We start from the raw sequence: 19,508 nt of genomic DNA, 5'->3' as shown, positions 1-19,508 counted from the left end.
TGGCGCGTTCGGCCCCGGACAGCATCAATGCCGCCCGGGACCGTCTCGGTCCAGATCAAGATTTGACGGGCAATCCGGTCGCCGCGGCGATCTGGCTTGCGGCATCGTCGAGTGCTGCCTTGGCGTCGGGGTAGCCGCCGGCCAGATATTTGGTCTGCACGGCGCGGACGATGATTTCGGCGTCGCTCTGGAATTGCGTGCCGCGGCTCGGGACGACCTTGGGCAAGGTGCCGAGGATGTCCTTCCACACCGCCTGGCCGCCCCAGTAGGGCAGGCCTTGCGCGACATAGGGGTCATTGAGCGCCGACACCAGCGAGGGCACCAGGCCGAAGTCCTTCAGCATGGTGATCTGGCCTTCATTGGTTCCGAGCGTGTATTTCAGATAGGCGTAGGCGGCCTCCTTGTTCTTGGACGCCGAGGTGATGGCAAGCGAGGAGCCGCCGAGATTGGCGGCGCGCGGGCCGTCGGCGGTGAGGCTCGGCATCAGGTAGACACCCCATTTGCCGTTTTCACCGGACGATTCGGTGCGAATGGTGCCTTCATACCAGCCGCCATAGACCTGGGTGGCGACGGTGCCGGCGGTGTTGTTGGTGATCTTGGTGCCCCAGTCGGCCGAAGAGACGATGCCGGCGTCCTTCATCTCCTTGACCTTGGTCATGGCATCGACGCATTTGGGCTGGTTGATCGTGATCGACTGGCCGTCCTCGGCGAAATAGGCGCAGCCCTGTTCGTTGGAAATCATGCGGAAAAATTCGCTGTCGCCGTTGAAATCCGCATTGGTCATCGAGACGCCCGGGTTGGCAGCCTGGATCTTCTTGCCGGCGGCGATGAAATCGTCCCAGGTCTTGATCGATGCCGGATCGACGCCGGCCTTTTCGTAGAAGTCGCGGCGGTAAAAGGCCGCCACTGGACCCGAATCCCACGGCATTGCATAGGCCTTGTCGCCGACTTCGAGCTCGGTGCGCTTGAAGTCGGGGAATTTCTTCTGGTCCTCGGCGGTATAGCCCAGCGTATGCAGGTCGACGAAGCAGTCGGGGAACTGGCTCCAGTAATTCTCGGCTTCGCCGTTCTCGATGGTGACGATATCGGGCAGGCCGACGCCTCCGGCGGCGCAGCCGGCGATCGACTTGTCGTAGGTCGGCTGGTTGCCGAGATCCTGGACCGTCACCTTGACGTCGGGAAATTGCTTGTTGAAGCCGGCAACGGTCGCCTTCAGCGATGAAGCCGCGACATTCCAGCTCCAGATCGTGATTTCGCCGGATTGCGCAAAGGCCGGGGCAGAGCCCAGGGCGAGCGCGAGCGCGGCGCAGGTCATTGTGATGCGCATTGAAATCCTCCCATTCCATTTGCTCTCTCACTGTGAGCGTGGCTAGACTATGCGGTGGGCAGGGCCTGTCGCCGTCAAAGGGAATATGAAATTGGCGGAAAGTAAGATGTCGGAACGGCCGTTTTATCAGCCTGGCGCCAGCAGCGTGGAAGGCCTGCCGCTGCTGCTGCAAATGTTTCACACCAGTCCTCTGGTGATGCTCAAACCGCATTGGCATGCCCAGGTCGAAGTGAATTTCATCGTGCGCGGCAGCGTGCATTACCGCATGAACGACCACGAGATTTCGCTGTCTGCCGGCGAGATGTGCCTGTTCTGGGGTGGCCTGCCGCACCAGATGGACGATTTGTCCGACGACGCCGTCTATGCCGGAGCGCATCTGCCGCTGGTGCATTTTTTCCGGCTGCACCTGCCCACGGACATCCGGCACCGGCTGATGACGGGTGCCACACTGGTGACGAGTGCCACCGACCCCTCCGACAACCATAATTTCGAGCGCTGGAACCGCTACGCCCGGTCCGGCGACCAGGCCAAGGCGGAACACGCCGTCAACGAATTGCTGCTGCGGCTGGAGCGGGTGCGGTTCGAGCCCTACCGGCTCGTATCCGCAACCCCGATCGGCCAGGAAACGGGCAGCGCCTTCGACCAGCAGTCGTCGCGCAACGTCGGGCGCATGTGCGATTTCATCGCCGAGAACTTCCTCTACGACATCGATTGCGTGAACATCGCGGCGGCAGCCGACATCCATCCCAAATACGCCATGAGCCTGTTCAAGAAATCGACGGGCATGACGCTCAACGAGTATGTCAACCTTTTGCGGCTGAGCTACGCGCAGGCGCTGTTGATGCATCAGGACGCCAATGTGCTCCGCGTCGCCATGGATTCGGGCTTCGGCTCGCTCAGCGCCTTCAACAAATCGTTCCGCAAGCTGGCCGGTATGTCGCCCTCCGATTTTCGCAGGGGCATGCCCGGCGCCAGATAGAATGCGGAGACCTGGCGGTGCTTGCCCGGCGCCGCGAATGCATTGGCGCATCTTGATCGCCGGCTAAAAGACGGGTCGCGCCGTTGCGGTCCGCGACGGCAACGCGCACAAGGGCGCCGCCGGCCGAAATGGGACCGCGCCGCACGCCGTTCCGGCCATCGCCTCGGTACCGGAACCGGGCCACTGCACGGCGTCTCATTTCCTGTCTGAAATCGCCATCTGGGCGCTGGACAGGCCGGATTCCCGTGCTATAACCCACGCGCTTTCAAGGGGCGCCCATGGTGCCTCATGATATCCGGTGTGCGAGATTTCGTTTGCCGGAACAGGCCCAGATAGCTCAGTTGGTAGAGCAGCGGACTGAAAATCCGCGTGTCGGTGGTTCGAATCCGCCTCTGGGCACCAGCCCTTTCCCTAGTAAATTCAAGACCTTATCAAGTGGAAGAGTTGTCCACTTGATGGGTTCTATGTCGCATCATGTTGCAATTGGCTACCGTTGATTTCCAAGGGTTTCCTGCGACTATCGGCAGGTCCGTGCGACATGGACGCGACATGAAATGACGGCTCCAGCCTCGCACAAGCCTTACGGGCACAACGATGTTAAGGAACCTTCATTTGATTTTTACGTTCGGGGAACATATCCTTCATGCATGGTGAACGCGATGAAATCGAAGAAACGCAGGACGCGTGCCCTCCGAATCCGGGTAGGATTCGTGGATGGGCTCGCTTCACTTCTGACAGTGATGAACGAGCCTCGCCGGCTAAAGCGGCGCTCGCCGGCAGCAGCTTTGCGAGACGATTTTGCGACAATAGGCGCCGACATGTATCGCGTCGTGGATCGTGAGCGGGCCGATGAAAAAGCCCGTCGCAAAGCGATCACAGCCGCAGAATAATCCTCCTCCTCCTGGCCAGAACCATACTCAGATATCGGTGCATTCTCATAAATGGGACGCTCCCATTCCTCCTCCAGAGGTTCTCGCGCGTTTCAACGACGTGGTTGAAAATGGAGCCGAGCGGATCGTAACTGCTTGGGAAGGGGAGATCGAGCACCGCCGCGAGATGGAAAAGACTGAGTTGCGGCGGTTTTATAACGACGCCCAGCTCGGCAAGATCCTCGCATTCCTGTTCGTGGCCCTGGCGCTAGGGATTTCCGGATACGCGGCTTCAGTCGGATCGGAATGGTTTGCGACCATTTTGGCGGGCGGTACGATTGCTGCGGTGGTCGGGGCGTTCGTCAAAGTCCAGACGCGGAAATAAGTAGGCCCGCCACCGTGAGGCAGCGGGCCACTTTGCGTAAATTTGAGTTAGGTCAGTCGCGCGATCGAACAGCCCGGCGCCTTGGCTGTTTTGTGATTGGATGCGCCGCGAGAAACGCCTCGTCGGCCGCTATCAGCGCTGCGATTTCTGCTGCCTTGATCGGAAGGAAGGAATCATCCTTAGCGGCTGCACGCTTCCACTGGACGGCGAGGCGATCAGGGGCGGACGCGCGGATCTGCTCGGCAATCGCGTGTCGCCATCCTTTCAACACGCGATGGCGCCGATGTTCAACCTCGTCGGCGGCGACGGCATCCCCAAGCACCCACCGCGCGTGATTGTTTTTGGCTAAAAGATATTTCGCCTCCGCCTCGGCGAGGTCGGTGACGAAACTGGCTTTCCTCCAGTTCTCGCCGCGCGCCTTGCGCATCAGATGGTTGTGTTGCGTGTCGATAAGGACGGCATCCGGCAACGGGTCTAAGCATTGCAGCAAGAATGCAGACATCGCCTTTCGGTTGATGGTCGCGCTCATGACTGCACCTCGAAATAGGCAATGGCAGCTGCAAGCAGCGGGCCAACGAGGGGGCTCGCCGCGTATGCGTTATTCTCTTCGGCGACCAGTCTGAGCGCTTCCAGGGCGCCCCTGTGCGTCTTTGCCGGCTGCTCCCATTCCTCCAGAACCTCCATCGGTGGCCCGTAGCTCACTTCGATATAGGCGACGGCCTCATCGTCATCGTCTGGCGCGTTGACGTTGAAGTCGGCCATGCCAGCACGGAAAGCACGGACGGCATCGAGAAGCGGGTCGTCGATGGTTTCCGGTGTGGTACAGCCGGAAGCCGCTGTAGCCGCGCTTAGGGCCGGGACAGATGCAATGACGCCAAGCAGGGCGCGGCGGGAAAATCTCCCCAGGATGGGCATTACTTCGGCAGCGGGCACAGCTTCGCGGGCCGCCGGAACACGAGTGTTCGGCATAGGGTTGTCTCCGTTAATGATTTCTGGCACCCTTCTATTTGGGTAATTTAACCATATGCGTGGTTGCCACTTGCCGTCAAGCATATTTTGTGTAAAAAAACCAAGAAGGGATTTTAAAGGACCAAATGCCAGTGACTGGAAACCAGATAAGGGCGGCTCGATCGCTCGCCGGAATGAACCAAGAAGAGTTGGCGACCTCCGCGAATGTCGGGATCAACACGATCCGAAACTTCGAAGGTTGGGGCGATCAAATCGTCCGTGGTCGCATCGACACACTGGACGCACTACGCGCGGCCTTTCGAGCAAAGGGTCTCGAACTGCTTGAGGATGGACAGGCGTCCACTGGCGGACTGGGCGTGCGGTTCATAAGCCCGCGCTCGTAGCGAGAATACCATTTATCACTAGGCACGGAGGGTTTCTATGTCTGCTCTGAGCATCGTCGCACCGTCGAACACGCTCCCGGCCGTCTCCGATCTCACTGACGAGGCGATCGACTATGGCCGGGCCGCGCTATCGGCTAACACCATGCGCGCCTACCGGACCGACTGGAGCGCCTTTCAGGACTGGTGCACAGCGCGAAGCCGGGCCTCGCTACCGGCATCTCCCGCCACCGTGGCGAACTTCGCATCCTTCCTCGCCAACGCGGGCAAGCGTGTGTCGACGATCGGCCGCAGCCTTGCCGCAATCCGGTTCTTTCATCGCGGCGCCGGCATGGACAACCCGACTGAGGATGCTGGCGTTGCTGCCATCCTGAAAGGCATACGACGCACCGTGGGCGTAGCGCCTCGCCAGAAGGCTCCAGCGACCGCCGACGTCATCCATAGCATCTTGGCCCATGTCGGGCGTCACACGCTCCAGGGGAAGCGCGACAGGGCATTGTTGCTGCTTGGCTTCGCCGGTGCCTTCCGCCGCTCCGAGCTGGTCGGCATCATCGTTGCGGACCTGACCTTCAACGACAAGGGCGTCGATGTCTTTCTCGGCCGCTCCAAGACCGATCAGGAGGCCAAGGGCCAGTCAGTTGCCATCCTCAACGGAAAGGCGCTGGCGGCTGCTGACAGGCTCAGGGAATGGCTCGACGCTGCCGGCATCACCGAAGGCCCGATCTTTCGACCGATCAGCCGTGGTGACAACGTGATGGCCGGGGGCCTCACGTCTCAATCTGTGGCGCTGATCGTGAAGAAATACGCGGACGCTGCCGGGCTCGACGTAGCCAACCTGTCGGGGCATTCGCTCCGCGCGGGCTTCATCACGTCGGCCGCCGATAACCGCGCCTCGATCAGCCGTATCATGGAGGTGTCGCGGCACAGAGATCCGCGATCGGTCGAGACCTACGTCCGCCGCGCGGATCGCTACAACGACCATGCCGGCGACGGGTTTCTATGATCTGAAACCCGACGAACTTGGCCCCGGCGAGCATGAAAGAAAATGAAAGCAAATCAAAGCTTTTTCGCAGCGTCTCCCGCTTTGGGCCTTTTTGATTTCCTTGATTGTTTTTCGTTTGCCATGGCAAAAATGTAGCCTTTGCTAGGCGTGCTTCCTTATCTTTCAATGCTTTAGCATTCCCGCCTGCTGCTCCTGCGGAGCTTCTCAACTCGCTTTCTGCGCTGTTGAAGCCCACGGCTGGCATAGCGGGCTGACCGACGCCGCGCTATATCGAGCGCATGGCAAATGGCTGGACGTTCCAATCTCTGATCGACGGCAAAATGACCGTGACGGCGCACTGCCATTATGCGCCCTGCAACCATAGCCAAAAGCTCGACCTGCTGAAGCTTCGCGATCGCTTCGGACCGGATGCGCCCGCAATGGCGGATGACCTCGTTCGAAAACTGAAATGTGGCAGGTGTGGCGGCAGGAAAGTCGGCCTGATCTACTCGCCGGACACAACGCCGACCGGCTTCCGGGAAGCCAAAGGCAGCTAGTCGACCATGTCTCGGATCGGCTTCTTGCGGGTCGGAGGGCGGTATTTCTCCACCAGCCTAACCTTGTCGATGGCAACCGTCACAAGCGGCCCCAGGGCGATCGTCACGCTATCCTCGTCAATGCGCGTGACCTCGCCAGTCAACTCTAGCTCCTGGCCGCGCTTGACCTTGGACGAGTCGCGGATCGAGTGCGGGAAATCGTAGGACGGAATCGAGACGCTAACGGTGTAGTCATCAACCCGCCGTCGCACCGTCGCTGTGACAGCTACCAGATCTCCGATGCCAATTCCGCGCACCATGTAGAGGATTCTGGAGCGAGCAAGGGCTTAGTCAAGGGATCGCTAATTTACCGACAAGCAGCCTAGCGATAATCGTGTTTCTCACTATCTGCCTACGTCCTAAGCTCAGCTTGCGCCCTTCTGCAGATCGTTGTGAAGCCCGCAGCGGCCGGGCGACCTGGTTTCAGGTGGCAGTTTAACCATCGCCAAATGGCCTACTTGCCGATGATCTCCGTCGCGCCTATGCTTTGGGCACGGGGAAAATTTCTGCGGCATTTGGGTAGGGGTTGCTGCAATGCTTCGCGCTATACGCAAATTCTGGAGAGATCAGCGCGGTGTCGCGATGATCTTCGTCGCCATCTTATTTCCGGTTCTGATCGGCTTTTCCGTGCTGGCGATCGATGTGGCTCGGGTCAACGGGCTTCACAACGATCTGCAGAAGGGCATCGATGCTCTTGCTATTGCTATAGCGGCGGAACTGGATGGTCGTGCGGATTCGATCACCAGGGGCAATCTGGCGGCGACCACACTCCTCAGCAACAATACCAAGTTTTCAACGGCCGATGATCACACCCTGACTCTTGCCGACGTGACCATTACCTACCTGACAGGGATTCCGGCCAGCGACGACATCACATTGACCGCCGCTGGTGTCGACGGCAACGGTGTCAATTGGGCAAGCACTGACCCTACCGCGGTGCAGTTTGCCGAGGTGACGGTGAACGCGTCCGGCTTGGCAGATGGTGCGGGTGCCTTCGAAGCGATCTTTCCGGCAAGCATGATCGGCAGCGCCAACAAAATGGACATCCAGCCACAAGCCGTGGCCGGGTTCGTTCAGTCGATTTGCGAAACCGTGCCGCTTTTCATGTGCAACCCGTTCGAAACGAACGATCCGTTGACCAGCAAAACAATCCAGCAAGCCTTTGCTGCTGGTCTTACTTACGGCCGCGAGCTGCGTGTACTGAAGGTCGACAGCAACCCGGGCCCTGGCAATTTCGGCTTGCTCGATAACGGACTGTCGTCGATACAGGATGGCATGGCGAGGGGAAGCTCTGGCACCTGCTACAACCGTAACGCATTGACATCTAAAACGGGCGTGACCTTCGGCCAGGTGAATACGGGGCTTAACGTTCGATTCGACCTCTATCAGGGATCATTGAAGAACAACACAGACCCCGGGTATCGGCCGGCGAGCAACGTGCGCAAGGGTGCCAGCAAAACCAGCAACTGCAACAAATATGATGTCGCGGCCGACGGCCCACCTCCCTCTGCGTTACCTCTGCCTCCAGGAGCGCCTTTCGACAACACTACGGGCATGAGCGGTCCGATCACTTCGAACAGCTTTTGGGATTCCTACTGGAGCGTAAACCACGGCGCGCCCTATCCGGGCTCGGCGGTCAAAAGCCTGACGAACCCGACCGGAGATATGACCAAGCCGGCTTCCCGATATGACGTCTATAATTACGAGATCGCCAACAACAAGGTCAATGACAAGTCGCTCGCCCCTTCCAATGAAAGGGGAACGCCGGCATGCTTCAAAGGCGACCTGACTAAGGCTGATCCGAGCCGCCGCTTGATGAACTTGGCCATCATTGATTGCAAAGCTAACCAGGCAAAACTAAACGGGCACACCCAAGTCAAGCCGTCTGGTTACGCGAGCGTCTTCCTCAACAGCCCCGTCCAGAAACAGAACCCCAGTGACGAGAACAACCCCGAAGGGACCGGCGCCGACAAGCCAATCAGCCTGGAGATCGTCGACGTTGATGGAGGGTTTGCCAACAACACCCTTGTAGACAAAGCATTCCGAAACGAGGCGCAGCTTTACCGGTGAAAAGATTTCTCATCTTCGTACTACTCGCCTCACCAGCCTCGGCCGATGAGATATCCCCGCAAGCCTGTGGCGTCTTGGCGAAATCCGCAGATGAGGCGGCACAGGCCATCAACAACATGGCGGATAGGCACAAAAGCAACGAAACCATGCTCGCCTTAGAGCCGGTTCTATCGCCCGAAGGGAAGGCCGCCGCCGATCGTCTCGAAAAGGCCCGCGTTGCAGTTCTTAACCCAATGCGGGACTATGCCGACGCGATGACCGAATTCGCCAAGACCATGCACCACTGTGCTGCCCTTTAGGCTGCTTTCCTAATCAAGAATTGCGGCAACTAAGACGAAAGCCCGGGCAGAAATGTATCGGCGGGCGTCGCGCCGGCCCCTTTTCATACGAACGATTCGACCTTCGCCAGGCCATAGCTGACGCCATCACGACGCCAGCGGATAGTGAGAAACCCGCTTATCGCTAGGCTCACGCCGCGCGTTTCTCGGTTTCGCTGATCTTCACCTTCCGCCTCTTGCCCTTGTCGGCCGGCTTGAACACGATCGGCGCCGACCTGAGTTGGCGGGCATAGAGGTAGATCATCCCGGCAAGCGCGTGGCGCTGGTGGACCACGCCACGGAGCTCGTTCACGGTGGCCATCATCGGCCCCAGTGGGAGCGCGTCGAACATCTCAAGCAGTGCCGACGTCTTTCCCTCGACTAGATCGGGACATGCCCGCTACAAGTCACTGACGGCCCACAATGAGGTTTCATCGATCAGGGCGTTGTTGCCTCTGCCTTCAGCGAGAATGCACAGGACGAGCCGCGCATGCTCTACGCCATGCCGATCGATGATCCGACGGATTGTGCCGACAGCGCGGGTTTCGCCCGGTTGGGGGTAGAGGTGCGCGCCGACGATCCGCACGTCGAACTCTTCGCAAAGCGCCTTCACGCGTGGATCAGAGACGACGCCCGTCCTATCTGCCATTGACGGACCTCAAAGCGTCACGAATGCCCTGTTCGGTTGCCCGGCGCACGGAGGCAAGGCTTTCCTTGGAAGGCGGCGAGTTTCCGTCCCAACGATTGGTTTGGCTGAATGAGATTGGCCGATCACCGCCACCGCTGGAGCCGCCGCTGGACGATCCGGGCCGCACATCTGCGAATTGATCCGGTCGGGCAATGATGACCTTCTCGCCGGGGCTCTTGAAGAACTCGACATGCTCCGTGTCGCTGCTGTCGCACAGCCCGATGCGCAACCTGCTCTGGCGTGGCAGCAAGGCCGTCAAGACCGTAGCCAATGATGCCTTTCAACTCGTCAGCCCTGATACGCCGTCTATAGCCCGCCAGTGCTCGGGCTCCCGTACCTGGCTGTCATTCTAGGCACGGATGGAGTAGTCACAGCCCGCCCCTTCGATACTGCCCAAGATGCCGCCGCCTTCAACAGGCGGATGGCCGAAAGGGAACACACCGGCAAGGTCAGGAATTGACTCGCTAACCCACTGTCGGAAGCGTACAGTTCTTTTGTCGCTCGATCTAGCAAGGCAACGAGCGCTTGAAAGAGTCGATCACGCTTTCGCCCTGTAAGGGAGTTACGCGCGATGACCAATCGTGGCATGGCCGACGACGTACAGTTGGCGACACTTACCAGAATTCTAGACGAGTATTGCGAGCAAGCCGGAATTGAGGGCTCGCACCCGGCACGGGAGCATTTGGCGCGTCGCCTCATCGCCCTTTTCAGCGGCGGCACCGACAGTCAAGACGAGATATGGATGGCTCTAGACGGCATCGCAAAGGACTATAAACCAGGCGCTACCCAAGCCGTAGAGTAATGGCCGGTGCGGCTGGGCTATTTGGGATGCTGGCGTGCCGCACCGGCCACTGCGGGATGGGCTCTTTGGGATGTCCCCCGACCTAAGCTATAGGCACATCAGCAACTTCGCAACTGAGACTATTGGGGCGGGACTCAGACTCAAGTCCCAGTTTCTGCGCTACCCGCTGGGCCGCTGGTACCGATGTGCGTTCGCTGATTTCACCCTGTGACCAACCCCAGCAGCTTTCCACTTTCCTTCGCGCTGAAATGGTTGGCCATCAGTTTCTTGTAGTGCACCAGCATCTCTGCGGGGACTGCGAAGCCGCGCCGAAAGTCTGCGGCGGCTTTCTGGGTGCGGGTGATGCCCAACTGGCTGGCCGTAGCCTTAACAGAAGCCACGCTACAGTTAAGCCGTGTGGCTATAACTTTCGGGCTCTCGTTGTTTGCATACCCTTCCTTGATTGCAATCCGCCGTTCTGTCATTCCAGCGCGCTGACGAACGCTTCTATCCATCTGATTTCTCCGAACTTTCCGGAGATACAACAACCGTAGAGGTAAGCTGTTCCACGCCACGGCTTAGATGAGACCATTGCGTTTTGCCGATCAGACTTAAGTCCAACGTGGCGACCATTCACGCCCCGCTTTTCGGCTTCGCTGCTCCTGGCCTTCAGCATCTTGCCCTTATCGGCCGGCTTGAACACGATTGGCGGCGACCGGAGTAGCGTACAGGTAAATCATTCCTGCCAGAGCATGGCGCTGGTGAACGAAACCACGGAGCTCATTCACGGTGGCCATCATCGGCCCCTGGAGAAGCGCGTCGAACATTTCCAGCAGTGCCGACGTCTTTCCCTCGACTAGATCGGGACATGCCCGCAAAAGGTCGCTATTGGCCCAGAGCGACGTTTCATCTATCAGGGCGTTGTTTCCCCTGCCTTCAGCCAGGACGCACAGCACAAGCCTCGCATGGTCGACGCCATGCCGATCGATGATCCGCCGGATGGTGCCCACGGCACGGGTTTCGCCCGGCTGGGGATACAGGTGCGAGCCGACGATCCGCACGTCAAACTCGTCGCAAAGCGCTAAGCGCGCCGTTGCGCGGGGGCGAAGCTTGCCTTCGCGCACAGGTTGCGCGATGCTGCCCTCGGGGAATGAAGAGATGGGGCAATCCAATGGCGGCCGAGATCAACAGCGAGAAGCAAGCAATTGCCATCGACAAGTGGGAGGTAGCCATGAGTGAAGCAGTCGGAGGCGTCGTTCTACTACTGTTCCCGACCGAAGGCGATGTTGTCCCGATCATACTTAGGCCCGCTCAGGCAACAAAGTTGGGCTACGATCTACAATCGCCAAAATTCATACCGAAGCCGACAGTCCAATGATCCGGAAGGTATTCTATTGCGCTAGCGCCTCTTCACCTTCGGCGTGATCTCCTCGACACGAACCTTGTCGCCGATCTCCCTTGCCCAGGCCAGCGCCTTCGCCTTGGTGGTCAGCACTGTCCGCCAATGCGGCTTCTCGAACACGCTCACAACGTAGGTTGTTTCAGGTTTGTCGGTCATATCTTCCCTGGGCACTCAAAGCCCGCGCCTCCGCCTTAACGTTTATTCAACACGCCTAATTTAGCGTCATTTGATGCGCTTCTCCATTCTGCTTTTTGGCTGGGCGGCATCTTCGGTTGGGACTTTGCTGCCAACGATGGCCAGTTCACAATTGGCCTTGGTGTGCGATTTGCCGACCTAATCCATCTGTCGAGATTTATGTGAAGCGCTAGGTTCCGGACCATCCTAGCGTTGTGGATCGAAAGTCGGTTTCCAGTCGCGGTTCCGCTTCACATTGATGCCCGCGTAGTCAGGAACGAAGGTGAAGAACACTGGCCGGCGGTCGCGGCCCGCAGCCTTGCACGACGAGCAGCGGAAGATTCCGACCAGATCCCAGTGCATGGAACCGTGATCCGGCCCGAGCCTGTCGATCAGTGCTTGGACGTCGAGCTTTGTCGACTTGCAGCAAGCCGGATGCCCGCAATTGACGTGGAGCGATTCGTTGGCGGCCAGGGTGTCGGCGAGGGTCTTGGGCATGGCGAACTCCGCTAAAGGGGTCGCCGCAACGAAAGGATTATATTCCTCATCTGGAAGTGGCCGGCAAGTGCCGTATACGTCTCTTCCCTGAAATCCTGCAGCGAGGCGTGGCGCAGCTCGTCCTCGCCCCGCAGATGCTTCACGCGGCCGATCAGCCCACGTTTGACCCATTGCGCCGCCGGCCGCTTCATGCCCTTCGGAGGCGGCCCTGCGTGCTCCTGGACTCGCTTCCATAGGCGTTCGCGGACGGCGCGGCTCGAGTTGATAAACGCAGAGCCGACATACCTCCCGGTCGCACGATCGGCCATCAGTGCGAAGGCTGGCTTACCGGGCTCACGCTCGACGCCAAGCAATTGGTATTCATCGATCGTGTAGCATTTCGTCTTCAGCCAGGCCGTCGAGTTGCCGCTCCGGTATTTGCTATCCCGCCGCTTCGAAACCATACCCTCCAGCCCAGCCTGGTCGACCAGATGAAAAATCGCCTTGGCATCGCCCGGCAGCGCCTGACTGAATTGGATGCGACCGCCTTCCGGGATCATTGCGGCCAGGATCTCGCGGCGGTCCTCAAGAGGCATGTCGCGCAAATCATGGCCGTTGAGGTGCAGAAGGTCGAAGGCGACAAAATAGAGGTCTTGCTGGCGCCGAGTGATCGCCGTGCGTAGCGCGGCGAAGTCGGACAGGCCAGCCTCGTTTAGCACCACGATCTCGCCGTCGATGATGGCGCTTTCGACCTCGAGCAAGGCGGCAGCGGCGGCTAGATCGCGATACTCCGACGTCCAGTCGAGACCGCGGCGGGTGAAGATGCGGACGATATTGCCTTCCAGAACGATCTGCGAGCGGTAGCCGTCGAACTTTACCTCGTGAATATGTGCGTCTCGCGGAGTCAGCGGTAGCGTGACGTAAGACGCCGGACGAACTGGCGCTCATGCCCGTATCGGGCAAGATGCCAGCGTCCGGCTTCGAGAAACTGGACGACGCTGCCTGTCCGTTCTCGCCTCCCCCGTCGACCGAGGAACGATCTCCCGCAGCGCGCGGATGACCAGAACTCGCCGCGACGCAAATTCGTGTCGCAGTTCCACCCACCGCATATGACCGTCAACACAGACAAGTTCGTTTGAATTCTGTGCTCGAATAAGCCAAGAACGCAGCGGCGAAATAGTTGCAACTTGATGAGTCTAGCGCGCCCAGAAAGGTGATACTTGACCCCCAACGCGTCCATTCCGATGAACGATCTCAGCCGGCTGTTCGCAGCGCATCAGCCGGCGGTCGAGGCAGCAGCCTTAGAGACATTGCGCTCCGGCTGGTGGCTCAACGGACCGAGGAAGAAGTCTTTCGCCGACCGTTTCGCTGAGTATCTCGGCGTTTCAATTTGCATCCCGGTGGCCAACGGCACGGATGCCCTTGAACTGGCGCTACGCGCCGTCTCGCATCAGCGCGGACCGGGCGCAGAGATCGTAACCGTCGCCAATGCCGGAGGTTATACTACCACGGCTTGTCGACAGGTCGGCCTGGTACCAGTGTACGCCGATATCGAGGTCCGCAGCCAACTGCTGGCCATCGAATCGGCTGTCGCCGGGTTGAGCGAGCACACAGCCGCGGTGGTGGCAACCCACCTCTACGGCAACACGATAGACGTGCCAGGTCTGCGATCGGCGATGGACGCGGCCGGCTACAAAAATGTGGCGATCATCGAAGACTGCGCGCAGTCGCATGGAGCAAGCATCGGCGCGACTAAGGCCGGGGCGCTGGGTGATCTTGCAACCTTCAGCTTTTATCCGACCAAGAATCTCGGCGCGATGGGGGATGGCGGCGCGGTCGCGACCAACGATCCGATACTCGCCGACACCATTCGGCGGCTACAGCAATACGGTTGGAGCACGAAATACGAGATCAGACTCGCCGGCGGCCGCAACTCGCGCATGGATGAGATCCAGGCAGCGATTTTGGAGGCCATGCTGCCGCATCTCGACGCACAAAACGCCGAACGTCAGCAAATCCTGGACCGCTACAGCCTTGTGGCGAAGGAACAGGTACGTTTCATCACCCGCCGTGACGGTTCAATCGTCCATCTTGCCGTGGCGCTTTGTGCGGATCGCCAGGGCTTCCGCAAGTTTCTCGCGGAACGCAACATCGCTTCGGACATCCATTATCCCATCCTCGACCCCGACCAAGCGGGCTGGTCCGGCCTGCCGATGCGGGAGTCGTCGTCTGGACTGAAAGCGTCGCGCGACAGCGTCGCTCGTATCCTGTCACTGCCCTGTTTTCCCGGCATGACAGACAGCGAGGTCGATCGCGTCTGTTCGGCGATTGTCGATTGGAAAGCCAGATGACCACCCATTCGCTCGTGATCCCGGTTTACCGCAATGCCGAGAATATCCCAAGTCTTGCCGCAGCTCTAGAAGGCCTCAATGCAAAACTCGGCGGCGATCTCGAAGTCGTCTTCGTCGTCGACGGGTCTCCGGACCGGTCCGGACAGCTCTTGGTCGAGCTTGCGCCAAAAACCCCCTATACTTGCAAGGTAGTGTTCCATAGCCGCAATTTCGGTTCTTTCGCGGCGATCCGCACCGGCATGGAAAAGGCATCGGGAAAATACATCGCAGCAATGGCCGCCGACCTTCAGGAACCGCCCGAACTTATCGTCGAGTTCTTTCGGATTCTGGCCGCCGATCGTGCCGACATCACGTTCGGCAAGCGCGAGGGCCGCAACGACCCGGCGCTGACGCGGTTCTTGTCCAATACGTTCTGGAGCGCCTACCGGGCCTTTGTGCTGCCTGATATGCCGAAAGGCGGCGTCGACATCTTTGCTTGCAACCGGGCGGTTCTGGATGCCGTGTTGGCGATCGAAGAGCCCAACAGTTCGCTGGTGGCGCAGCTGTTTTGGGTCGGATTTCGCCGTGAATTCGTTGCCTATGCGCGCAAACCGCGCCTGCACGGTAAAAGCGCGTGGAATTTTTCGCGTCGATTTCGCTACATGATGGACAGCGTACTTTCCTTCTCTGACCTGCCCATCATGCTGGTTCTTTGGCTGGGAGCCATCGGCTGCACGATAAGTCTGGTCATGGGTGTGGTAACGCTTATTGCGCGCGTAACCGGCTATATCAGCCAGGCCGGCTATGCGACACAGATTGTGCTGACCTTGTTCCTCGGGTCGCTGATTCTGACCGTGCAGGGCATTCTCGGTCTCTACATTTGGCGCACGGCCGAAAACACCAAACGGCGGCCGCTACGCATTATCAGCCACATCGTTTCGGGAGGCAGGGGATCATGAGTTGTCCTATCAATTCGTACGGGTCAGCACTCGCTTAGATAGTTGGATTCGATTATCGCACCCCAATCCTCTTGAAGATCAAGATGCCCCCACCGGAAACGGGATTGGGTATCAGCGTTGGATCGGAAAATAGCCCGCTCTGCTTAACGGCATCGACAAAGCGTTGCCGAAACTCGGCACTTGCGGTGGGTAGGTTTGGGATGACCTCAGTGAATTCGGGCGTATAGGCGACGACGACATCCGCCTTCTGAATTCCCCGCTCATGCTCGCCGAAATCTGCGCTCAACTGCATAACGCTCCAGCGAGGAAGGGGAAGTCCCTTCTGGCGGTATTGGAATTCCAGTGTCGAGAAATTAGAGTAGTTTGAAGATGTCGAAAACAGAATAGTTTTTTTGTCGACACTGTCTCCAATAACTTCTGTCATTTCATCGACCAATGCATGTCGGCTATTTGCTTGCGCTGTAGTGACGTATCCGTGTGCTATTGTGAACTCCCACTCAAACTGCCAGAGCGATACCGCCAGAATCAGCGCGCAGAATGCCGTCGAATAGATGCGCGGCAAGCTTCGCGCAATTACAGTGACCGCTAGGGCTGTAGACACCAGCAGTGCAGCCGCGAACGGAAATCCGTGCGGGCCCTTAAAGGTGGGAACTGTCACTGCGATATAAGCGATGAACACAAGCGCAGCAACCAATAGTGCTTTTCGCAGTGCAGTTATGTCGGCTCTTATCCAAAGGGCCATGAAGGCAAGGAGGGCGACAACCGGCGCGCCGTAAACCCACCAGCCAATCGATATTTTTCCGTAGTATCCGGTTAGGTAAAAATTGAGGGTTTCGACAAAAGGAAGGGGGTGAACCCAGATATCAGCCTGGCTTCCAAAAACCACGGTATATATATATGAAACAACGGTATCGATGGAGAAGGCATAGTAAAGCGAGCTTACTGCTATCGCCAAGCCGAACACGACCATGGCGGCATAAAGGATCTTCTTGTATTCTCTGTTGAAGGCGGCTGGAAGAGATGTCAGCAGCACCGCGATACCATAAAGCGCGAGCGTGAGCGGAAATATCGTCGGCTTTCCCCATAGCGACAAACCGCAAAAGATGCCGCCGACTATTTGCGCTCGACGGTTCGCCACCCAGTCCGTTCGCGTGACGATGTAGACGGTGCCGATGGCGATAAGCAGCGCAGCAAACATGTCTGGACGAAACCATATCAGCGCCATGCCGATATACGGGCCGCACCAAAGAGCCGAAAGAAGCAGCGTGGACTGCGCTATCGTTAGGTCTCGCGCTACTGTAAGGAATAAACGTGAGAAGAATAAAAGTATGACCGCGTTCGTTGCCGCTCCCACCCAATCGTGAACGCCGAAAAGCGCAAGTCCAGCGAAGGCTGCGCCGGTCGAAATCGGAGCGTGAGGTGGGCCAGCGAGATAGGTATTGAGAACGCCGGCGAAGCCTTGAGTATCGAAGATCGAAAGATAGGACCCACCTTGGTTGAGGTAGGAGACGTCATCGAAGGTCGGTGGGAGAGCCAACCTGCCATGTTGCAACGACTGCCGAATCATCAGCGCGCTGAAGAACGTCGTCACTATCGCAGCTTGTAGCCATAGTGACCCCGAACTTCTCTGAACGCTCCCGTCAGTCATTGTCCATTCCCTCATGTATCTTGGCGGCCAGCGCTTGTGCAGCAGCGGATCGCAAAATCAGATATTGCAATGGAATTGCCGTAATGATTACGACAGCCATAGCAAAAAACGCGGGCATCAGGAAAAAATTTATCAGTATATTCAGTGCTGCAAGGCCATAGAAATACTGAAGAAGGTACGAGGCAATCACAGCTGCTACCATTCGCTTGCTGTGTCCCGATCTAAAAACAAAAAATATATTTAAGAGATATGCGATGACAATCCCAACGGAATAAGACAGTGTGTACGCGATCGATGGGGAGCATAGCTGAATCAGCAGTAAAAATATGAGATATGTAAGTCCGGTGTTTAGTGTTCCAGACGCAAGGAACCGGATGACTTCCCATACGCTATGTTGAGACATCATTCGATCAGTCTGAGCTTGCATTGGCGGAGAGCGTCTGAAATTCATCGTACGTGCGGATATAGTCGTTCGTATCATAGAAATGAGAGGCAAAAACTAATAGTACCGAATCTTTAGAGTATTTATACTGAGTTCCCCAAATCATCTCAGGCATATAGACGCCAATCCTTGGGCTGTCCAGTGTTAATTCTCGGCGGGATTTGCCATCATCAAGCAGTACGCCTACAGACCCCTTCAGGCAGATCAGGAATTGCTTGCATTTTTTATGGGCGTGTTCGCCCCTCACTTCGCGAGTGGGGACGTCGAACACCACGAAATACCGTTGGGGTATAAAAGGAATGTTACGCTCGAACTCGCCGGCGGTAAGGCTGCCGCGCATATCGGCCACCACTTTAAGATCATGCAAGGTGGCGCCGCCAACGCCCAAGTCCTGCACACCGCCCGCAATGGCAGCCTGAGTCGGAGTCAACGACACGGGCTTGGACATTTGGGCGCCGCCGATCTGGACGTAGCCTTTTATTCGGGCTGGGTTGCCGGCTACGACCGCGTTCGGGGGGACACTCCGTGTGACGACTGCCCCGGCGCCGATCATGGCGCCAGGTCCGATCTCGATGCCGGGCAGAATGGTGGCATTGGCGCCTATGGAGGCGCCTTTCCGAACAATCGTCCGGTGAAAGGCTTCAGGATAGACCTTGCTGCGCGGAAACCGATCATTGGTAAACGTTGCGTTGGGACCGACGAACACGTCGTCTTCTAGTAAGACGCCGTCCCATAGCTGAACGCCGCACTTGACGGTGACGTTGTTGCCCACAACAACATCGTTCTCAATGAAAACTCCGTCGCAGATATTGCATCCTTCGCCAATCTTCGCATTCGGCAGGATATGGGCAAACGCCCAAATGCGCGTCCCATTGCCAATCGCCGCACTTTCGCAGAGTGCTTTTTCATGCACGAAAACGTTATCCGGTTCGATCATTTCGGCAGATCCAGCTAAATATTACAGTTGATAAACGGTCGGTCATGCTCGCGGAACGCTCATGTACGCATCCTGGCGTCTGACAGCAATGAAGGCATTTCGGCTGCCAGCCCAATTCCTGCTACCAACTCGTGCCGGGCGCGCGCAAACCAGCGGTATCGAATCCGGCCTTGCGCGCAACAAACGGCATCAAGCGCTCGATCGCGTGGAGGATGGTGCCGTCATAAGGAACGGGCTCCGATGGGTAATCGTTCCAATCGAGACCCAGTTCGCGTAGCGGAAGCAACACGCTTGGACGGCACCAGAACATGGTTCCCAGCGGAAAATCGAAAAAGTCCGCCAGCGGCATGGCGACGCCCATCCGTCTCGCCAAATCTTCAGCGATCTCCCTGTTGTCGTTCCAGCCGACGAGGTGTGGATCCTCCGCCATCAAAAGCCCTATCGCCGGTTTCGATGCGAAGACTTCGGCAGCCAGATCGAGCATCGCGTGTTCGCCACCAACCAGGTTCTCCCAAAGGAAGTGGCGCCATGCCTCACCCATAGCCGCGTCCGTGCCGACGCTTCTCTTGGCGTGCACATGGCCGATCAGGTCGTAGCGGCCATCAAGCAGCCGTGGCAGGAATTCAGTAAGAAGCGGTCCGACATCGCGCCCCCTGTTGGGAACGATTGCCATTTCAACGGACCCGTGGTGGTCATCAAACACGGCTCGAAGATGTCTGGCTTTGGCGTCGGTGTCCGTGGACAGGAACAGATCGCAGCGCGTGCGGTTACGCTTGAGCCGGAAGGCCAGATAGAT

General features: G+C 58.3%; 25 protein-coding genes and 1 tRNA gene. 11 read left to right on the top strand and 15 right to left on the bottom strand.

Translation table 11 applies throughout. From position 1 onward, the window contains the following. Window positions 1-55 precede the first annotated feature (55 nt). On the bottom strand, window positions 56-1,327 hold the full coding sequence (locus AC1DZP_RS13620; protein WP_477303009.1) for an extracellular solute-binding protein: 1,272 nt from the start codon (window positions 1,325-1,327) through the stop codon (window positions 56-58). A gap of 85 nt (window positions 1,328-1,412) precedes the next feature. Between AC1DZP_RS13620 and AC1DZP_RS13615 the strand changes: the two genes are divergently transcribed. The 3 genes from AC1DZP_RS13615 (at window position 1,413) to AC1DZP_RS13605 (ending at window position 3,560) form a co-directional block, all read left to right on the top strand. Next, window positions 1,413-2,306 (top strand): helix-turn-helix domain-containing protein, encoded by an 894-nt coding sequence (locus AC1DZP_RS13615; RefSeq protein WP_477303007.1) that lies wholly within the window; start codon window positions 1,413-1,415, stop codon window positions 2,304-2,306. A gap of 326 nt (window positions 2,307-2,632) precedes the next feature. Continuing rightward, window positions 2,633-2,708, top strand: a tRNA-Phe gene (locus tag AC1DZP_RS13610). Between the two features lie 447 nt (window positions 2,709-3,155). Beyond that, a complete protein-coding gene (locus tag AC1DZP_RS13605) occupies window positions 3,156-3,560 on the top strand; it encodes a DUF2335 domain-containing protein (RefSeq protein ID WP_477303005.1) in 405 nt (134 codons plus the stop codon). 52 nt (window positions 3,561-3,612) lie between these two features. Here AC1DZP_RS13605 and AC1DZP_RS13600 read toward each other — a convergent pair whose 3' ends face one another. Then, a complete protein-coding gene (locus AC1DZP_RS13600; protein ID WP_477303003.1) occupies window positions 3,613-4,089 on the bottom strand; it encodes a hypothetical protein in 477 nt (158 codons plus the stop codon). Then, entirely contained in the window at window positions 4,086-4,529 is a 444-nt protein-coding gene (locus AC1DZP_RS13595) for a hypothetical protein (RefSeq protein ID WP_477303001.1), read from the bottom strand. The genes AC1DZP_RS13600 and AC1DZP_RS13595 overlap by 4 nt, the downstream gene beginning before the upstream one ends. Before the next feature lie 420 nt (window positions 4,530-4,949). Here AC1DZP_RS13595 and AC1DZP_RS13590 point away from each other — a divergent pair, with 420 nt between their 5' ends. Then, the gene (locus tag AC1DZP_RS13590) at window positions 4,950-5,912 is read left to right on the top strand and encodes a site-specific integrase (RefSeq protein ID WP_477302999.1); all 963 of its coding nucleotides are present in this window, start codon (window positions 4,950-4,952) and stop codon (window positions 5,910-5,912) included. Window positions 5,913-6,190: 278 nt separating this feature from the next. Then, complete coding sequence (locus AC1DZP_RS13585; protein ID WP_477302997.1) at window positions 6,191-6,448, top strand: hypothetical protein; 258 nt, start codon at window positions 6,191-6,193, stop codon at window positions 6,446-6,448. On the opposite strand, the gene AC1DZP_RS13580 is transcribed toward AC1DZP_RS13585, so the two are convergent. Further along, the gene (locus tag AC1DZP_RS13580; protein ID WP_477302995.1) at window positions 6,445-6,747 is read right to left on the bottom strand and encodes a hypothetical protein; all 303 of its coding nucleotides are present in this window, start codon (window positions 6,745-6,747) and stop codon (window positions 6,445-6,447) included. The two genes, AC1DZP_RS13585 and AC1DZP_RS13580, sit on opposite strands and share 4 nt — an antisense overlap. Before the next feature lie 322 nt (window positions 6,748-7,069). Between AC1DZP_RS13580 and AC1DZP_RS13575 the strand changes: the two genes are divergently transcribed. Both AC1DZP_RS13575 and AC1DZP_RS13570 read left to right on the top strand, forming a co-directional pair. Beyond that, window positions 7,070-8,557: a hypothetical protein gene (locus AC1DZP_RS13575; protein WP_477302993.1), complete on the top strand. Its 1,488-nt coding sequence runs from the start codon at window positions 7,070-7,072 to the stop codon at window positions 8,555-8,557. Continuing rightward, complete coding sequence (locus AC1DZP_RS13570; protein ID WP_477302991.1) at window positions 8,554-8,856, top strand: hypothetical protein; 303 nt, start codon at window positions 8,554-8,556, stop codon at window positions 8,854-8,856. Before AC1DZP_RS13575 ends, AC1DZP_RS13570 begins: the two co-directional genes overlap by 4 nt. Before the next feature lie 169 nt (window positions 8,857-9,025). On the opposite strand, the gene AC1DZP_RS13565 is transcribed toward AC1DZP_RS13570, so the two are convergent. Further along, a complete protein-coding gene (locus tag AC1DZP_RS13565; RefSeq protein WP_477302989.1) occupies window positions 9,026-9,226 on the bottom strand; it encodes a hypothetical protein in 201 nt (66 codons plus the stop codon). Between the two features lie 48 nt (window positions 9,227-9,274). Further along, the gene (locus AC1DZP_RS13560; RefSeq protein WP_477302987.1) at window positions 9,275-9,523 is read right to left on the bottom strand and encodes a hypothetical protein; all 249 of its coding nucleotides are present in this window, start codon (window positions 9,521-9,523) and stop codon (window positions 9,275-9,277) included. A 610-nt stretch (window positions 9,524-10,133) separates the two neighbouring features. Between AC1DZP_RS13560 and AC1DZP_RS13555 the strand changes: the two genes are divergently transcribed. Further along, entirely contained in the window at window positions 10,134-10,364 is a 231-nt protein-coding gene (locus tag AC1DZP_RS13555) for a hypothetical protein (protein ID WP_477302985.1), read from the top strand. A gap of 200 nt (window positions 10,365-10,564) precedes the next feature. Here AC1DZP_RS13555 and AC1DZP_RS13550 read toward each other — a convergent pair whose 3' ends face one another. Together AC1DZP_RS13550 and AC1DZP_RS13545 are read right to left on the bottom strand one after the other, a co-directional pair. Then, a complete protein-coding gene (locus AC1DZP_RS13550; protein ID WP_477302984.1) occupies window positions 10,565-10,858 on the bottom strand; it encodes a hypothetical protein in 294 nt (97 codons plus the stop codon). A gap of 168 nt (window positions 10,859-11,026) precedes the next feature. Next, window positions 11,027-11,404, bottom strand: a complete 378-nt coding sequence (locus tag AC1DZP_RS13545) for a hypothetical protein (RefSeq protein WP_477302982.1) — start codon at window positions 11,402-11,404, stop codon at window positions 11,027-11,029. Between the two features lie 110 nt (window positions 11,405-11,514). Here AC1DZP_RS13545 and AC1DZP_RS13540 point away from each other — a divergent pair, with 110 nt between their 5' ends. Next, the gene (locus tag AC1DZP_RS13540; protein ID WP_477302980.1) at window positions 11,515-11,721 is read left to right on the top strand and encodes a hypothetical protein; all 207 of its coding nucleotides are present in this window, start codon (window positions 11,515-11,517) and stop codon (window positions 11,719-11,721) included. A 21-nt stretch (window positions 11,722-11,742) separates the two neighbouring features. On the opposite strand, the gene AC1DZP_RS13535 is transcribed toward AC1DZP_RS13540, so the two are convergent. The 3 genes from AC1DZP_RS13535 to AC1DZP_RS13525 form a co-directional block, all read right to left on the bottom strand. Beyond that, window positions 11,743-11,901 carry a hypothetical protein gene (locus tag AC1DZP_RS13535; RefSeq protein WP_477302978.1) on the bottom strand — a complete coding sequence of 53 codons (159 nt, stop codon included), beginning with the start codon at window positions 11,899-11,901 and terminating at the stop codon, window positions 11,743-11,745. Window positions 11,902-12,126: 225 nt separating this feature from the next. After that, complete coding sequence (locus tag AC1DZP_RS13530; RefSeq protein WP_477302976.1) at window positions 12,127-12,417, bottom strand: hypothetical protein; 291 nt, start codon at window positions 12,415-12,417, stop codon at window positions 12,127-12,129. A gap of 11 nt (window positions 12,418-12,428) precedes the next feature. Continuing rightward, window positions 12,429-13,283: an ATP-dependent DNA ligase gene (locus tag AC1DZP_RS13525; protein ID WP_477303526.1), complete on the bottom strand. Its 855-nt coding sequence runs from the start codon at window positions 13,281-13,283 to the stop codon at window positions 12,429-12,431. A 357-nt stretch (window positions 13,284-13,640) separates the two neighbouring features. Between AC1DZP_RS13525 and AC1DZP_RS13520 the strand changes: the two genes are divergently transcribed. Next, the gene (locus AC1DZP_RS13520; RefSeq protein WP_477303524.1) at window positions 13,641-14,747 is read left to right on the top strand and encodes a DegT/DnrJ/EryC1/StrS family aminotransferase; all 1,107 of its coding nucleotides are present in this window, start codon (window positions 13,641-13,643) and stop codon (window positions 14,745-14,747) included. Continuing rightward, on the top strand, window positions 14,744-15,685 hold the full coding sequence (locus tag AC1DZP_RS13515) for a glycosyltransferase family 2 protein (protein ID WP_477302974.1): 942 nt from the start codon (window positions 14,744-14,746) through the stop codon (window positions 15,683-15,685). Before AC1DZP_RS13520 ends, AC1DZP_RS13515 begins: the two co-directional genes overlap by 4 nt. Before the next feature lie 52 nt (window positions 15,686-15,737). Here the strand turns inward: AC1DZP_RS13515 and AC1DZP_RS13510 are convergent, their stop codons facing one another. The 4 genes from AC1DZP_RS13510 to AC1DZP_RS13495 form a co-directional block, all read right to left on the bottom strand. Beyond that, window positions 15,738-17,333 carry a hypothetical protein gene (locus tag AC1DZP_RS13510; protein WP_477302972.1) on the bottom strand — a complete coding sequence of 532 codons (1,596 nt, stop codon included), beginning with the start codon at window positions 17,331-17,333 and terminating at the stop codon, window positions 15,738-15,740. Continuing rightward, window positions 17,326-17,736, bottom strand: coding sequence for a GtrA family protein (locus AC1DZP_RS13505; RefSeq protein ID WP_477303522.1), 411 nt, complete (start codon window positions 17,734-17,736; stop codon window positions 17,326-17,328). The genes AC1DZP_RS13510 and AC1DZP_RS13505 overlap by 8 nt, the downstream gene beginning before the upstream one ends. 7 nt (window positions 17,737-17,743) lie before the next feature. Further along, the gene (locus AC1DZP_RS13500; protein WP_477302970.1) at window positions 17,744-18,712 is read right to left on the bottom strand and encodes a WxcM-like domain-containing protein; all 969 of its coding nucleotides are present in this window, start codon (window positions 18,710-18,712) and stop codon (window positions 17,744-17,746) included. A 121-nt stretch (window positions 18,713-18,833) separates the two neighbouring features. Next, window positions 18,834-19,508, bottom strand: a 675-nt coding sequence (locus AC1DZP_RS13495) for a rhamnan synthesis F family protein (protein ID WP_477302968.1), incomplete at its 5' end; no start/stop codon positions are given.

Source organism: Mesorhizobium sp. P2_F8 (assembly GCF_056403655.1).
This window is presented reverse-complemented; position numbering and strand designations above follow the sequence as displayed.